Raw genomic sequence first — 14409 nt, 5'->3', positions numbered from 1 at the left:
ACGAATAGAAAAGCGATCCTTTTTGGATTACATTTCCATCTTTCTTAATCGTTCTTTGAAATTATTTTTTCCTAACATACATACATCCTCATACAATTAAAAATACTTTTTAATTTAGATTTACAATAACAATCTTATAGCTCTGCTGCAATAAAGTAAACATTAAACTATGCATGTAATTGGTTTACACCAATTATAAAAGTTAAGCAATCCTTTTGTTGTCAATATTTAAACAAGATTGTACTTCAATAACGGAACAGTAAATCTTACTCAGAAATAAATTATATACTTGAAAATTAAAAAAATCGTTTGCCCAAATTTTCTTGAGCAAACGATCTTGCTGGTATTTAAACTGCTTAATTAATAAATATTGTCACCCCGTTGTGACAGACGGAAAATTAAATTATGATCTGTCTCAAAAAAATTTAACTGAAAATATTCTGCCATTGTTCGGCCGTACCACAAATATTTCTGCTTTCGTAAATCTGCACATACTTCTTGCATGGTAAAGAATGCGATCGTTGGCGCCGGGGTGAAATATTCTTGCTTATCCAAGAGTGATTTCTCTTTACCCCGCAGCCGGTAAATTGACCAGCCCATCGTATCTTCTAAATGATATTGCAAGACTTTGAATACTAAATTATTATGGCGCAAGCCTTCCGTCAATTCGCTACGAATATGCCGGCTGCAACCAGCAAAAGTAAAAGTATAATCAAGTCCGTTGATTTTAACGGCACTAAACCTAATAGCATGTTGGCCGCACAACTGGTAATCCTCCATCAAATGCAGAGCCACCCAATCAGTACAACCATCGGTATAACCATGGATGGAGAAGTACGCGCGTTTCCCGGTTGAAATTACGTGATAGCGCCTATAATGCAGGCGTTGGTCAATTGCTTTCTGAAAGGCCAGGCCACTAATCAATTTATGCTTAAGAAAATAATAGAAATGCGCTTTACTGCTGCGTTTACTTAAGATAATGCCCTGTTCACGGTCAATCAGCACACTCTGATATTTCCCAAGTAGTGGTTCTTTCTTAAAATCATACAAAGCAAGCAGATCAGCGTTAACCCGATAACTCGAGTCCACTGAAATATAGGGCGTGAGCTCCTTATCTTTCCCAACTTTTTCTCTAAGCAACTCCTTGGAAAAATGGCGGTATTCAGTTTGCTTAGGTAAACCTGGGTAAAGGTGTAAGTCTAAGCCTATGCTGTTAGTCATATTACGATCCTCCGTAAAAAACACTCAATTGTTATTCAACAACCAAGCATAAAATAATATTATGCCTTGGATTATACCCAAACAAAATCCTTTTGCAAAACTAAAATCAAGAATTCAATACAAATTAGCTGCTAAATAGCATTCAAAAACGTTGTCAGAGCAAAGAAAAACACTCAGGAAATAATTTTTTATTTCTGAGCGTTTTTGCTTTTAGAGCAGATTCATCTATGTTATTAAATTACTCTACTATTTAAATTATTTTATTAATATTTTATTTACTATTCAATTAATGTGATATTCATCACAAAATTTAGAAAAATTAATTTAAATAACCAGCTAATTTTTAATTATTAAGCAAATGCCAAATCTCTTTTTGAACTGAACTATCGTTACTTGAACCAATAATTTGGTTTGCTGCAGTTTTAGCACTCGGCAACGCAGTTCCAGTCGCATAACCTCTGCCAGCATACTTAAGCATCCCCACATCATTGCCACTGTCTCCAAAGGAAACCATTTCACGGGATTCAATGCCAAATCTCTTACCCAAATACTTGAGACCAACGGCCTTATTCATCCCTTTGGTTGATATATCAATTGAATCAGCACCACCAGAAACAAAACCAATCTCAGGATGTGCTCTTCTTAATTTAGTTAACATATCCGGCATATCTTTTTCTGGCATGTTAAAGGTCAATTTAAAGATATTGTCATTAAGGTGATCAAAATCTTTTACAACCGTTAATTTCTCAAAATATTTCTTTAAGTCTTTTGCATATGCCTGTCCGTCTTTTTCTCGGACATAAGCACTGACTAATCCTGAAACAACGGCTTTTTGCGGATATTGCTTGGTCAATTTCAACATAACTGACCAATCATGATCAGATAACGCATCATAATGCAACACCTGTCTTCCCTTAGCGACCAGCGCACCATCTTCAGCAACAAAGTAGATTTTTTCGGCAACCTTCGGAAATCTGGTTAATAAATTTTGGTGCTGGTTACCACTGGCAACAACAAATTTAATATTCCGTTCCTGCATTATTTTAAATTCACGCAAAAACAGATCAACATCATATGACTTTTTATCGTTTAACCAGGTACCATCCATATCTGTAGCAATTAACTTTATCATTATTTTTATCCTTTCTTCAGTGTCCTTAAACCTTTAGGGTAATAATTTTTTATAACACCGTTATTCGCGATTTTTCCAAAACTAAAAATTAAATTATGACAACTAATCAATACAAAACCACGAAGATCGCTGTCAACTTTAACCGTTTCACCGTGTAAATAACTCTGATAATTTTCTTGGTTAGGCAAATCGATTACCCGCTCTTGTTTAACCTGCCCCAATACTAAAGCCAATTGGTGCCCTGGTTCAAAGCGTTTCTTCTTTAAGATTCCTAGCTCTAAGCCATTACTTAATATTTTCAGCCCATCTAACTGTTTACCAGTGAGAGCAGGAATAAACACGTGCTGCTTTCTAACTAAAACTCGCTTGGGCCAATCATTAAGTTCACTTGGTAAATTAAATTTATCTAAGATAGCTGCTACTAATTCCTTCTCATCTTTGAATAGTGCAAACTTATTTCTTAATTTTTTCTTTGCCCTATTCTTTCTCTTAATTGGAGCTTTAATCGTCACTCCTGGCATGGTCAACTTAGCAATAAATTGTCCTTCACCAAGTCCGTCTTGCGGCCAGAAGCGCAGAGTATTTTGTAAACCATCTAGGTTCTGCGCCCAATCAAGATGACCGTGGCTAATTTTATCCATTTTTATTGACTTAATTGGCGTAATTACCAAATTAAAGTTCTTCACTAACCAAGCAACAATTTGCTCATCTTCTTCTGGAGAAAAGGTACAGGTTGAATAAATCAACTCTCCACCTGGTCTAAGCATTTTGACTGCCTCTTTAAGAATCTCTTTCTGCCGTTTCTGACAAGTTAAGACATAGTCTTCAGACCAATATTTAATGGCTTCAGGATTCTTCCTAAACATCCCTTCCCCACTACACGGTGCATCCACCAGAATCTTATCGAAAAATTGTAAAAAGTGCGGTGCTAACTTTTCTGGACTCTCACTCGTAATCAAGACATTGCTAACACCCCAGCGCTCAAGATTTTCCCGCAATACTTTCGCACGAGGGCGAGAAATCTCATTAGCGACTAACACTCCTTGTCCCTTTAAATCTTCACCTAAGCCGGTGCTTTTGCCACCGGGAGCGGCACACAAATCTAATACCCTTTCACCCGGCTGCACGTTAGCGACCTTAGCCGGAAACATTGCAGATGGATCTTGTGAATACACGGTACCGCTTACCCATTCTGGATCCTGCCCTGAAACTGCACCATAGTATGCATTAGCAAGATTGGGGACAGGCGCTTTCTTTGAATAAGATATTTTAGTATTAAATTTTAATGGGTTAATTCTAAAGGATTTTTTGTTAGTATCATTCATTGCTGTGAACATTTCGTCAGCCTCATCTGTTCCCAACAATTTACGATATTTGTCTTTAAATTCTTTGGGTAATTTAAGCACTATGAGTATCCTTTCGTATTAAACGCAAAATACTAATACCATATACTACTATTATGATGAGCCAGCTAAATAATAACAACCAACCTAAATGATCGGCTTTTGAATAAAACGCACGCCAGCGCAAGAAAATATAAGCGGCAACACCAACTAATAGTTCGACTAGTCCCAGTCTAGCACTCCTATTAATTAACCAATTTCGCAATAAATGCCCGTGCAGGTGAGTTTGCTTAACAGTCCGCCAATTTAATAATGCCAATAGGGCGTTGCATACAGTGGCAATAATCCAAAATAGTAAAATTACCAAAAGTTCACGAATAATAGAAAAGCGGTGAATCTGGTGTTTCTTAACAAAGGACGGCATACGAACCTTAGCCCGATAATGCTTAGCCACCCTATGAATAACTTTGTTAGAACTATCAATAACAATGCGGTAATTATTTAATTTACTTTGAGCAGTCGGTTGGTTAATGCCAGTGGTCAAATAATATTTATTTTGTTCTATTTGGTGGTAGTGTTTCAGAGTACCGATAACTGAATAATATTGGTTGCCCCATATTACATATTGGTTGTTCTGCATTTTGGCAGTTCCCACTTCAGCATTGGGTCCTAATACTGCAAATGAAACCTGCCCCTGAAAATCATCAGGCGAGAAATAACGACCGGATTCAGTGGGCAAACCGATTATGTTATGGTTAGCCCATACTAAAATTTGATTTTTTTCATAATTATTGTCCAAGTGCAACTGAATTTTTTTATGAGGATAATTTTTATTCAAGTATTGTAAAAAGTTTTTAACTGTTTCCTTGCTATCTGTTCGGATATCTCTGGTATTGTTACTTAATCCGTGTGCCTCCAGCAGCTGGTCGGCCTCCCGCGATTGGACGTTAGACAGCATGCTACCGGTTCCAAGAAAGGTTAAAAAGATGATAAAAATTAATAATATTTTTTTATAATTCATGTTTTATCTCATATATTTGTTCATCTATAAAATCATAACTTTTAAAAGAACGGTTAATTTTTCTTAAACTTGAAGAATTAACAAAGTTTTCATTCTCCCAAAATTCCGGTGAATTAGTCGCTCCCTCTTTCTCACCAATAAAAAGCAGGTGACTTTCAGGAGCAAATTTTTTCCATGCTCGAATCACATCCAAATCACTTTTGCCAAAATTGGGTGCCCAGGAACAAAGTATCAAATCAGCATCAGCAAATTTTTTTATTGCGGAAACAGCATCCAGATCAACAACTGGGTAAAATTCCCGCTTTCCTGTAGAGGAAGTTTTAGCCCATTCAAGCGAATCTGTAGCAGTAACCCTGATACCAGCCTCATTTAGCGCTTTCGACCAATAAGCATTGCCTGCCATAATTTCAAGGGCTGAATTGATAGCTAATTCTTGTTTTATTAAAGTTGCCGTTTTCTTATTTGGAAGAGACCAAACACCGTATTTAAGCGATAAAAACTGCCGTAGGCTATTCAATAAATTATTTATAGCCTTTAAATCAACCTTTTGTTCTTCATTTAATCTATCTACCACTTCTTCAAATTGATCCGGCAAAAGCCCCAGTGGTGCAGGAGCAACGGGAAGAACCTCTTGATTTGCAACATGCTCGACTATAGCATTAATTTCTTCAACTTGGTTATGAATCGGGTCATAATTTAATTTCTTATCTAATTGGTTAATTTTCTTTAAAAAATTTGTCATACTTTGCTTACCTATAATGATTTTACCATTCAAAGGGCAAGATTTCAGTTATAATAAAGGGCAGCACGATAAAGGAGAATTTTTATGGCAAACAATTCAAAAAATAAAAAGAATAATGAAAAAGATGAAAGCCTAGGTAAATTTATACTAGACGTCGTCATTATGATGGCAATTATAATCGGTATTTATTATTTATTATTCAGCTTTGTCTTTTCAAATGAAACTGTCTCAGGACCTTCAATGCAGCCTACCTTCGAAAATAACGATCGTTTGATCGCTGTAAGACACTTCCAACCTGAACGAAATAAAGTTGTCATTTTGAAGGCTCCGGATGAACCTGACGCTTTATATATCAAACGAGTTATCGGTCTACCCGGTGACATGGTCACTTCTAAAAATGATAAAATATATGTTAATGGCAAACAATTGCCTGAGCCGTATTTAAACAATCATTATGAAACGGCAGCTCATAAGGAAGGCGAACTTTATACAGCTAACTTTACTTTAAAGAAGCGGGTTCCTAAGGGCAGCTACTTCGTTATGGGTGACCACAGAGATGTTTCTAAAGATTCTCGCTACTTCGGCTTTGTAAAGCGCAGCGCATTACTTGGCGAAGTAAAAGTAAGGTACTGGCCATTTAACCAAATGAAAATTTTTTAATTATTACTGCTCTTTAAATTTAAAAACTTTTTCGCTAAAATTGAACTGTAAGGAGTGTTCGTTATGAATGAACAAGAAGAATTAGCCGACGCAATTATTAATTTTCAAGTAAAGCATCATGTAAATGATACTGACCTTGCATTTGCTAGCCACCTATCCGTAGAAAAGATTCACGCCATGAAAACTGGTGACGGTGAATTCACTAATGAAGAGGTAAATCAGCTTTATGATTACATGGCTGCCAATGCTTAATAATTGATTGTATTTAAAAAGTCTCTCAAAAATTTTTGAGAGACTTTTATTTTTTCTAAAAAATTATTTATCTATCTTAGCTTCAATAAATTTATTAAACAATACGAGGTTTATCCCACCTAATACCAAAATAATGAGTATAAATTCAAGCATTGTGGTATTAAGCGACATATCATTTGTAAGAGCTATCATAGCTACCGACTTAGCAGCAAAATGATTGTCTACGTAATTTTGAAAGCGAGTACTAATCTGAATAAATATATACGAAGCAATGATAACTAAGATTGCCATGGTTAATAGTCGAACCCAAAATGTATTTTTAACAGGGAGAAAATCAACGATTGTCCTAGCAAGAAAGTTAGTGAAACTAACAAACACAAAAATTGTAGTAGCAATTAAAAATAAGAATAAAATCATAGTCAATAATCTGTCTATGAATGGCGGACTATACTGGGTTACTCCCAAAAGATTATTTATTGCCGTACTCATTAAATTCATACTTGGAAACAGTATTAAGAAAGCAAATATAATTTGAATCAAAAAGATATAAGAAAGCAAATATAATTTGAATCAAAAAGATATAAATACATCCAACAATACTAGAAAAGACATTAGCAAAGTAAAATTTAGTATCAGAAATCGATGCTTCTCGCCAAGTTTGACTCAAATTCTCCCTTCATTTTGCCAGCACATGAGCCCGCAAAAGATAATATCTGCAAAGAAAGTTGTGGTTACAGCATTATCAAACAATACACTGCGAATACTTAAAACTGATGTATTCAAATACGGGCTAAAGTAAGCACTCTTATAATTAGTAAATTCAAGTATCGCAAAAATCATAACTGCAATTACTTGAACAATTAAAACTAAATAGACATACTTCCTCTTCTCTTTAAACATATTCTTCGATAGCTGATAAAAGCTGGTCATGGTTAACTCCTTCTTTTTATTTATCATCCTTAATTATTTTGTTTAGCTTCAACAAATTTACTAAAAATAAATGTATTAACGAGCAATATTATCAAATCAAATCCAAAATACTCTAAAATAACTCTTCTTAAGTTAATATCAGCAGCACTTGCTACACCATTGTAAATATCAACTATCGGTCCAATTGAATTGATAATCTTATATAATAGCCAACTAATAATAATTATTAAAAGAAAACGAATAAAATTTACCGCAATCGTACTTTTAATTCCTGGTAAGAAATCGATTAACGACCTACTACTAAAATTCAGGAAACTAACAATAAGGTAACATGATAAGCCAAACAAAATAACTAAGAGTGCCCAGTTAAAAAGATATTCCCAATTCCAGCTAGCCATATCTTTAATAAAATTCTGGAAGCTATAATTAAAAGCTTTTCGTATTCCTTTTGAACATACAAATGTCATTAAAAATAAAATTGTAATTTCTAAAAGGTTTAAAAAAAGTAAATAGAAATAGGATATAAAAGAGCTTAAACTATTATCTAAATAAAACTTTGAATCACTGATCGCTGCTAAACGCCAAGTTTGGCTACGATTAATTTTTTCATTTTGCCAGATACTGATTAATAAATAAACTATATTTGCAAAAGGGAAAGAAATTATAAAAGCTTTAGTTAATGCTAACAAAGATCGGTTAATAACAGTTGGATCGCTGCCACCAATAACGTCACCGGTTTCATTCTTCAAAAAGAAAAATAAAGCTCCAAAAATTACTGAAATAAATTGAATAAGAATTATTGTATGAACCCAATAACTTTTTTTCTTAAAAAATTGTAAAAACAAACTACTGGATTTAGTCATTACTTATCATCATCCTTAATTATTTTGTTTGGCTTCAACAAATTTATCAACCAGTCCAACGTTAATAGAACCAAATACAACATCAAAAATCAGGAATTCTATTAACAACCTAGCCATGTACCAGACGTCATTTCCGTTGCCAATTTGGGAAGAAAACATGGTATCTTCAGGTAATACCTGTAATATTTCGATTATTAACCAGCAAATAAGACCAATTAAAATTAACCGAACGAGGCCAACAACAAATCTGCTGGACATCCCAGAAAGAAAGTCAATAATTGAACGCGTACTAAAGTTAAAGAAACTAACCGTGATATAAAAAGCTAGGCTTAATAAAATAAAGAAAACGAAGCTTTCGAGTACTAAAGTCCAATTAATTGAAGACCAAGCCATATTTATCCAAATATCATCTTTTGTAAGGTGACCAAATCCAGTATTAATTGCATGCCGAAATTGTCCTGAAATCGAATAAGAGAGACCAACAAGTAAAAGACAACTGATCACTTGCAACACAAACAAGTACATATAAGCTACAAATGAACTCAAAGTATTATCTAAATAAATTTTCCCAGCACTCATTGGTGCTAACCGCCATGTTTGACTGCGATTAATCTTTTCATTTTGCCAACTTGTGATGATTAAGTAAATAAATTCTGCAATAAAACTAGTTCCAATAATCAATGCAATTACTGCCATTAAAAAACCGATCAAACTTTTAAAAGTTGATTTAAATATAAAGAAAAATGAAATTACTAAAACTGTTGCTAGCTGAATCATAAAAATAAAATAAGTGGTTTTACTCTTCTGTTTGAAAAGCTGTGAAAATAAGCGGTTAAAATTTACCATTATTCGTCCTCCTCATCTTCATAAAGTCCTTCATAGTATTCTTCAATACTCTTATGATGAGCACGAATTTCGTCAGCCGACTTATGTGCAAAAACTGTCTTATCTTTTAAGACGACAACTTCATCGAGCAAAGTCGCAATTTCATTTACAAAGTGATCAGAGATTAAAATTGTAGCTTTTTCATTTTTCCATAAAATAATCGAATTAATAATCTTTTTACGAGCCATTGCATCAATCCCACCAAACGGTTCATCCAATAAATAAAGGTCAGCTTTACGAGCAAACGTTAAAGCAATTATTAATTTCTCTTTCATCCCGCGAGACAACTGGCTTAATTTCATTTCTGGATCTAACTTCATAAATTGCCGTAATCGTTCAAACGAATTCTCATCAAAATCTTGAAAAATATTTCGATAAAATTGAACAACGGCTTTGATCTTTGTCGAATCACTAAATCCAGTTAAGCCGTCTGTAAAGGCTAATTTTGCCTTCCTGTCAGCTTCTTTTTTCGATCCGTCTATTGATACTGATCCCCTATAGTTTTTAGCCATACCGCTAATTACCCGCATCAAAGTGGTTTTACCAGCACCATTCTCCCCTAAAAGAGCAACAATCTTTCCAGGTTGCAAATTTAAATTTACGTCATCCAAAATAACTTTCTGATTTTTCTTATAAGTTAAATCTTTAACTGCTAATAGATCTTCCATTATTTTCACCTTACTTCAAATAGTCTTTAAGTATTGAAACTATCTTATCCTTTTCGACCCCAAGCTTATTCATATTCTGAACAAACTCACTTAATTCATTATCAATTAATTTCTTTTTAGTTTGAGCAAGTAATTCGGTATCCTTAGTAACAAAATTTCCTTCACCACGCTTGGTATACAAAATTCCCTGCTCATTCATCTGTTGTAGAGCCCTTTGAACGGTATTAACGTTAACCGTTAATTCAACGGCTAATTTACGTACAGAGGGTATCTTTTTACCGGCTTTCATTTTGCCCATTACAACTTGCCTATAAAGATACTGCTCTATCTGAAGATAAATGGGAATATTATCTTTGAATTCCACGAACTCACCTTCCATCTTTACTGTATTATTTATCTAGCACACCTATATAATAACCTATTTGTACTATGTATAGCAATAATTTTTTGAAAGAATTTAAATGTTTCACCATGTGCTTTTTGCTTAATTATGGAAAATAAAAAAGTACTAATCCATTAATACCAATGGATTAGTACATCAAATTCAAATAATATGCTATAGGTGCATAACTTTTTCTAGTAATTGCCAAGGCGTTTGAACCCTATTACCAAAGGATTTTAATCTTTTAAATTTATTAGGAAAAGCTGCATTTTTAGTCAATTTTGTTTCACTACTTATTCTCTTCGGCGTTAATTTCAGCCATCTTAAGCATGACGTCTACTACTTTGTACATCGATTCCAAAACAGTATATTCATAACGGCCATGCATATTCTCCTCACCTGCAAAGATATTAGGGCAAGGCAATCCCATATAAGTCAACTGTGAGCCGTCCGTACCGCCACGAACCGGATCTTCATTAATAGTTAGCCCCTCTGCTTTATAAGCTTTTCTTGCCAAATTAACAACGTCCATGTGTTTTTTCAATTCATCAGCCATATTGTAATATTGGTCCCACATCTTGAGCTTAAGCCTATCAGTACCAAATTCTTTATTCATTTTAGCAACGATATTCTTTACTAAGTTCTTCCGCTTTTCGAGACCATCACGTTTAAAATTACGGATAATGTAGTCAAGGTGCGCATGATCAACTGTACCTTGAAAATTCATCAAATGGTAGAAGCCTTGCAATCCGTCCGTGTGTTCTGGAACTTCGTCTTGTGGCAGTTGATTTTGGAAGTTAATTCCAACCTGAATCGCATTAATCATTTGTCCTTTAGCCTGTGCAGGGTGAACATCGACACCTTGAATATCCAAGCTGAACTGAGCAGCAGAAAATGTCCCCCAGTCTAACTTACCGGGTGCTTCGCCATCAACAGTAAAAGCAAAATCGGCACCAAAATCTTTAACATCAAAGTGTTCAGCTCCCGTACCGATTTCTTCATCTGGAGTAAATGCAAGTCTAATCTTGCCGTGTTTAATCTCAGGATGTTTTAACAAGTATTCTGCAAAAGTAATCAGTTCGGATACACCACACTTATCGTCACCACCAAGAAGAGTATCACCAGAGGCAGTAATGATTGTCTGCCCCTTATAATTCTTTAAATGCGGGAAAATCTTGGGATCCAAGTAAATGTCTGAATCGCCCAACTGAATCTTAGACTTACCGTCATAATTTTTGTGAATCTGTGGTTTAATATTTTCTGAATTAAAATCAGCCGTATCACAATGTGCTAAAAAGCCCATAACTGGAACTTTATAATCAACATTTGAAGGAATTTCTGTCACAACACAGCCAGACTTTTGATTATAATGAATATCACTCAAGCCCACCTGCTCAAGGTCTTTCATAATAACGTTCTTTTGAAACCTTTCTTCTCTTTCCGTCGATGGGAAGCGTTTTGCATGCTCATCTGAACGTGAATTAACCTTCACATACTTTAAAAATCTTGGTAATAAATTTGGATATTCCATTTTTTCTCCTTTATTTAAAATAAATCTTGAAACGGGTTGGTAGACACTTCAGAAAGCTCAACCCCAATATTCCAACCATTTTCTTTATTCCACTTCTTAAGTAAGTCAAACATCTTATACTTAAATATCTTTTCGGTATAGTGGCCCGGATCAACAACTGTTAAACCTGAAGAAATCATGTCGTGACCTACATGATAATAAACATCCCCGGTAATAAAAGCGTCAACCTTCTCATCAATTGCCTTATGCCAATACTTGCCACCATCACCACAAATAAATGCAACAGTAGAGACTGGCTTCTTATTATCTGCTGTAATCAAACGGGCCATTTTAATCTTCATTTTAGCTTTAACATAATATGCAAAATCATAAGCTGTCATAGTTTTAGGCAATTTACCTCTGCGACCAATTGCAATCCCGTCGTCATCAAGGCAAAATGGCTCAACATTGCTTAAACCTAATTCTTCAGCCTGCCAATCAGCCGAACCATTTTTAGCTTTATCAGAATTGGTATGAATTGAATAAACAGTAATTCCATGCTTAATCAACTCACCATACATGCGATTTTGGGGATTACCAAAGTCCAAATTATGGGCCGGACGAAACATCACAGGGTGGTGACTAATGATAAAATCAACACCCTTTTTAACTGCTTCATCAACAACCTGCGGACGTACATCCAGAGTAGTCATAACTTTGGTAACGTCTTGACCCATCGAACCAATTTGTAAGCCAACCGGGTCGCCCTTACTTGCAATTTCTTCTGGGAAATCTTTGCGTGAACGAGCAACTATATCCTTAACTTTTGTCATTCAATTCTCCTTCAATTAATTTTATTTCCTGCTTTACCTGGTTAATATGTTGCAGATCTTTTTTCTTGGCCTTATTCAAATCCAGCAGTAATTTCTTATGATAAGCTAACTGATTTTCCCATTTTTGATAAAAAATAGAATTTTTTTCTTTTAAAATGTATGGTCCAAAAAGAATTTTTTTCTCACTTAAGTTGATTCTTTTTTTAACTGCTCTGGCTTTAATCAATTCATAAGTGTGGCCAGATTCTACTATAAGCTTTTCCGTTACTATTTGATACTTATGCCCCATCAACCATTTTCTTACACCAGGCTCACCTATATTAGGTTCTAAGATCAAAGTTTTAAAGCAAAAATGCTTATTCCAAGCATCGTCCAAAATATCAGTTATGAGTTTGCCACCCATCCCTGCAATCACTACCGTATCAATATCATCGTTGTGATTAACGGTGCTTAATCCTGGCCCTAACCTCGTTTCGATCTTACCTTGCAAACCTGCTTCAGCAATATCATTCTTAGCATTTTGCAGCGGCCCCTTGGCAATATCGCTGGCAATGGCATAATTAATTTGCTTATTTTTAACCAATTCAATTGGTAAATAAGCATGGTCGGTTCCAATATCAGCTACCCTGCTTCCCGGCTCAACCATTTGGGCTAAAGTATTTAAACGTAAATTCATTTTATCCTCACTTTGTTCGTGTAACCAAATTTTAGCATATTAATAAGTAACTTTGCCGGTAATCTTTGGTATAATCAGAAAATAGAAAGCTGGTATTTTATGAATCGCACTGAACCTGTGACATTAACAAATATGTGCATGGTAACCAGAGGAACAGAAATTTTAGTTATTAAAAGGAATGATCCGGCCTGGCCAGGTTTAACTTTTCCCGGCGGTCACGTTGAGGCCCACGAATCCTTTCATGACTCTGTCGTTCGCGAACTAAAAGAAGAAACTGGTTTGACAATTAAAAAGCCCAAATTAGTCGGTGTAAAGCAATTTTATGATGACGATGACCATCGTTACCTTGTCTTCTTTTATACCGCCCATGATTTTTCTGGAAAATTAAAAGCCTCAAATGAGGGGCAGTTATTCTGGATGACTAAAGATGAATTACAAAAGCAAAAACTCGCCTACAACTTTGAGAGGGACTTACCTGTTTATTTTAATGATAACTTAAGTGAGCATATATTAGATGGTAAGCGAGATGAACTTTTCTAATGAAAAAAAGAAATAAATTCTTATTATTTTTAGCGATAATTATCCTGGTTGTAGTTGCTACTATTCCGCTTTGGCAGAAGAAAACAAGTAGCCACTATAAAACTACTAGCAGGGTCACCCAAATCAGGAAAGTAAGCAAACACAAAAAGCACAAAGCAACCTGGGGTTATCCTTTTAAACGCTTATATGAAAAAAAGGTCAAGTTTAAGAGTGGTCAGAAATTTGGTGAAACCGACGTTATTCGCCGTCCGGACAAAAATAGCTACTTCCATGATGGTTACGATTTTGGCTTCTCAGAAGTCGGCCATTCCCCTGTCTTAGCTGTTCATAATGGAATTGTGCACCGGGTTCATTTCAAACCAGGAATGGGTCTATATGTTTGGGTTATTAGTAAAGATGGTTACGTAGAAATTTACCAAGAAGGATTCGTCAACGATACCGATATCTACGTTAAGAAGGGGCAAAAAATTAAACGCGGACAGAAAATCGGCCGTTTAACAGGATCGCATTTGCATTTAGGAATTACCAAAACAAATAAACATTATATCAACAAACATGGAGATCCATGCGGTAACTGGTGGAAGAATGATGGTACTTGGCTCAACCCAATGAAAATCATCTCAACTGATATAAACAAGAAATAAAAATAAATTATCAAAAAAAGGAGAGTTACAAATTGTAACTCTCCTTTTAGTGGCTCTATAATTTTTCCTGTTGATGACTTATCAATATGATAAGCTGTTAACAGGTT

The 14409-nt window shown here is 35.0% G+C and carries 18 protein-coding genes; 4 read left to right on the top strand and 14 right to left on the bottom strand.

What is annotated here, in order from left to right; all coding sequences use genetic code 11:
• Nucleotides 1-360 precede the first annotated feature (360 nt).
• From FC77_RS01045 to FC77_RS01025, 5 genes are all read right to left on the bottom strand, one after another.
• Nucleotides 361-1221 (bottom strand): hypothetical protein, encoded by an 861-nt coding sequence (locus FC77_RS01045; RefSeq protein ID WP_056969646.1) that lies wholly within the window; start codon nucleotides 1219-1221, stop codon nucleotides 361-363.
• Nucleotides 1222-1564: 343 nt separating this feature from the next.
• The gene (locus FC77_RS01040; RefSeq protein ID WP_056969645.1) at nucleotides 1565-2353 is read right to left on the bottom strand and encodes a Cof-type HAD-IIB family hydrolase; all 789 of its coding nucleotides are present in this window, start codon (nucleotides 2351-2353) and stop codon (nucleotides 1565-1567) included.
• A 5-nt stretch (nucleotides 2354-2358) separates the two neighbouring features.
• The gene (locus tag FC77_RS01035; protein WP_056969643.1) at nucleotides 2359-3759 is read right to left on the bottom strand and encodes an RsmB/NOP family class I SAM-dependent RNA methyltransferase; all 1401 of its coding nucleotides are present in this window, start codon (nucleotides 3757-3759) and stop codon (nucleotides 2359-2361) included.
• Complete coding sequence (locus FC77_RS01030; protein ID WP_056969641.1) at nucleotides 3752-4717, bottom strand: hypothetical protein; 966 nt, start codon at nucleotides 4715-4717, stop codon at nucleotides 3752-3754. The genes FC77_RS01035 and FC77_RS01030 overlap by 8 nt, the downstream gene beginning before the upstream one ends.
• On the bottom strand, nucleotides 4707-5459 hold the full coding sequence (locus FC77_RS01025) for a hypothetical protein (RefSeq protein ID WP_056969639.1): 753 nt from the start codon (nucleotides 5457-5459) through the stop codon (nucleotides 4707-4709). The genes FC77_RS01030 and FC77_RS01025 overlap by 11 nt, the downstream gene beginning before the upstream one ends.
• An 84-nt stretch (nucleotides 5460-5543) precedes the next feature.
• Between FC77_RS01025 and lepB the strand changes: the two genes are divergently transcribed.
• Together lepB and FC77_RS01015 are read left to right on the top strand one after the other, a co-directional pair.
• Nucleotides 5544-6119 carry a signal peptidase I gene (gene lepB, locus FC77_RS01020; protein WP_056969637.1) on the top strand — a complete coding sequence of 192 codons (576 nt, stop codon included), beginning with the start codon at nucleotides 5544-5546 and terminating at the stop codon, nucleotides 6117-6119.
• Between the two features lie 63 nt (nucleotides 6120-6182).
• The gene (locus FC77_RS01015) at nucleotides 6183-6371 is read left to right on the top strand and encodes an LBP_cg2779 family protein (RefSeq protein ID WP_054681281.1); all 189 of its coding nucleotides are present in this window, start codon (nucleotides 6183-6185) and stop codon (nucleotides 6369-6371) included.
• A 63-nt stretch (nucleotides 6372-6434) separates the two neighbouring features.
• On the opposite strand, the gene FC77_RS01010 is transcribed toward FC77_RS01015, so the two are convergent.
• The 9 genes from FC77_RS01010 to FC77_RS00965 all read right to left on the bottom strand — a co-directional run bounded on the left by FC77_RS01010 (nucleotide 6435) and on the right by FC77_RS00965 (nucleotide 13118).
• Nucleotides 6435-6860, bottom strand: coding sequence for a hypothetical protein (locus FC77_RS01010; RefSeq protein ID WP_151443611.1), 426 nt, complete (start codon nucleotides 6858-6860; stop codon nucleotides 6435-6437).
• A gap of 174 nt (nucleotides 6861-7034) precedes the next feature.
• Entirely contained in the window at nucleotides 7035-7301 is a 267-nt protein-coding gene (locus tag FC77_RS01000; RefSeq protein WP_054681276.1) for a hypothetical protein, read from the bottom strand.
• 29 nt (nucleotides 7302-7330) lie between these two features.
• Complete coding sequence (locus tag FC77_RS00995) at nucleotides 7331-8164, bottom strand: hypothetical protein (protein WP_056969635.1); 834 nt, start codon at nucleotides 8162-8164, stop codon at nucleotides 7331-7333.
• 15 nt (nucleotides 8165-8179) lie between these two features.
• A complete protein-coding gene (locus FC77_RS00990; RefSeq protein ID WP_056969633.1) occupies nucleotides 8180-9010 on the bottom strand; it encodes a hypothetical protein in 831 nt (276 codons plus the stop codon).
• The gene (locus FC77_RS00985; protein ID WP_056969631.1) at nucleotides 9010-9717 is read right to left on the bottom strand and encodes an ABC transporter ATP-binding protein; all 708 of its coding nucleotides are present in this window, start codon (nucleotides 9715-9717) and stop codon (nucleotides 9010-9012) included. Before FC77_RS00985 ends, FC77_RS00990 begins: the two co-directional genes overlap by 1 nt.
• A gap of 10 nt (nucleotides 9718-9727) precedes the next feature.
• The gene (locus FC77_RS00980) at nucleotides 9728-10081 is read right to left on the bottom strand and encodes a GntR family transcriptional regulator (protein ID WP_054681270.1); all 354 of its coding nucleotides are present in this window, start codon (nucleotides 10079-10081) and stop codon (nucleotides 9728-9730) included.
• Between the two features lie 307 nt (nucleotides 10082-10388).
• Nucleotides 10389-11630 carry a peptidase T gene (pepT, locus tag FC77_RS00975; RefSeq protein ID WP_054681267.1) on the bottom strand — a complete coding sequence of 414 codons (1242 nt, stop codon included), beginning with the start codon at nucleotides 11628-11630 and terminating at the stop codon, nucleotides 10389-10391.
• A gap of 14 nt (nucleotides 11631-11644) precedes the next feature.
• A complete protein-coding gene (locus FC77_RS00970) occupies nucleotides 11645-12442 on the bottom strand; it encodes a Nif3-like dinuclear metal center hexameric protein (protein WP_054681265.1) in 798 nt (265 codons plus the stop codon).
• Nucleotides 12429-13118: a tRNA (adenine(22)-N(1))-methyltransferase gene (locus FC77_RS00965; protein WP_056969629.1), complete on the bottom strand. Its 690-nt coding sequence runs from the start codon at nucleotides 13116-13118 to the stop codon at nucleotides 12429-12431. Before FC77_RS00965 ends, FC77_RS00970 begins: the two co-directional genes overlap by 14 nt.
• 99 nt (nucleotides 13119-13217) lie before the next feature.
• Here FC77_RS00965 and FC77_RS00960 point away from each other — a divergent pair, with 99 nt between their 5' ends.
• Nucleotides 13218-13658, top strand: coding sequence for an 8-oxo-dGTP diphosphatase (locus FC77_RS00960; RefSeq protein WP_054681263.1), 441 nt, complete (start codon nucleotides 13218-13220; stop codon nucleotides 13656-13658).
• Nucleotides 13658-14302: a M23 family metallopeptidase gene (locus FC77_RS00955; RefSeq protein ID WP_056969627.1), complete on the top strand. Its 645-nt coding sequence runs from the start codon at nucleotides 13658-13660 to the stop codon at nucleotides 14300-14302. The genes FC77_RS00960 and FC77_RS00955 overlap by 1 nt, the downstream gene beginning before the upstream one ends.
• Nucleotides 14303-14409: the final 107 nt, after the last annotated feature.

Source organism: Lactobacillus acetotolerans DSM 20749 = JCM 3825, assembly GCF_001436775.1.
GTDB lineage: Bacteria > Bacillota > Bacilli > Lactobacillales > Lactobacillaceae > Lactobacillus > Lactobacillus acetotolerans.
Note: the sequence above shows the minus strand (reverse complement) of the source record. Positions and strands in the feature narration are given on the sequence as shown.

What these genes read in the sequence shown, in the direction of transcription:
- FC77_RS01015 (WP_054681281.1), top strand. Translation starts at nt 6,183, where the DNA reads ATGAATGAACAAGAAGAATTAGCCGACGCAATTATTAATTTTCAAGTA.
- lepB (WP_056969637.1), top strand. Translation starts at nt 5,544, where the DNA reads ATGGCAAACAATTCAAAAAATAAAAAGAATAATGAAAAAGATGAAAGC.
- FC77_RS00995 (WP_056969635.1), bottom strand. Translation starts at nt 8,164, where the DNA reads ATGACTAAATCCAGTAGTTTGTTTTTACAATTTTTTAAGAAAAAAAGT.
- FC77_RS00985 (WP_056969631.1), bottom strand. Translation starts at nt 9,717, where the DNA reads ATGGAAGATCTATTAGCAGTTAAAGATTTAACTTATAAGAAAAATCAG.
- FC77_RS01045 (WP_056969646.1), bottom strand. Translation starts at nt 1,221, where the DNA reads ATGACTAACAGCATAGGCTTAGACTTACACCTTTACCCAGGTTTACCT.
- FC77_RS01010 (WP_151443611.1), bottom strand. Translation starts at nt 6,860, where the DNA reads ATGAGTACGGCAATAAATAATCTTTTGGGAGTAACCCAGTATAGTCCG.
- FC77_RS00990 (WP_056969633.1), bottom strand. Translation starts at nt 9,010, where the DNA reads ATGGTAAATTTTAACCGCTTATTTTCACAGCTTTTCAAACAGAAGAGT.
- FC77_RS01000 (WP_054681276.1), bottom strand. Translation starts at nt 7,301, where the DNA reads ATGACCAGCTTTTATCAGCTATCGAAGAATATGTTTAAAGAGAAGAGG.
- FC77_RS00970 (WP_054681265.1), bottom strand. Translation starts at nt 12,442, where the DNA reads ATGACAAAAGTTAAGGATATAGTTGCTCGTTCACGCAAAGATTTCCCA.
- FC77_RS01030 (WP_056969641.1), bottom strand. Translation starts at nt 4,717, where the DNA reads ATGAATTATAAAAAAATATTATTAATTTTTATCATCTTTTTAACCTTT.
- pepT (WP_054681267.1), bottom strand. Translation starts at nt 11,630, where the DNA reads ATGGAATATCCAAATTTATTACCAAGATTTTTAAAGTATGTGAAGGTT.
- FC77_RS00955 (WP_056969627.1), top strand. Translation starts at nt 13,658, where the DNA reads ATGAAAAAAAGAAATAAATTCTTATTATTTTTAGCGATAATTATCCTG.
- FC77_RS01025 (WP_056969639.1), bottom strand. Translation starts at nt 5,459, where the DNA reads ATGACAAATTTTTTAAAGAAAATTAACCAATTAGATAAGAAATTAAAT.
- FC77_RS00960 (WP_054681263.1), top strand. Translation starts at nt 13,218, where the DNA reads ATGAATCGCACTGAACCTGTGACATTAACAAATATGTGCATGGTAACC.
- FC77_RS00965 (WP_056969629.1), bottom strand. Translation starts at nt 13,118, where the DNA reads ATGAATTTACGTTTAAATACTTTAGCCCAAATGGTTGAGCCGGGAAGC.
- FC77_RS01040 (WP_056969645.1), bottom strand. Translation starts at nt 2,353, where the DNA reads ATGATAAAGTTAATTGCTACAGATATGGATGGTACCTGGTTAAACGAT.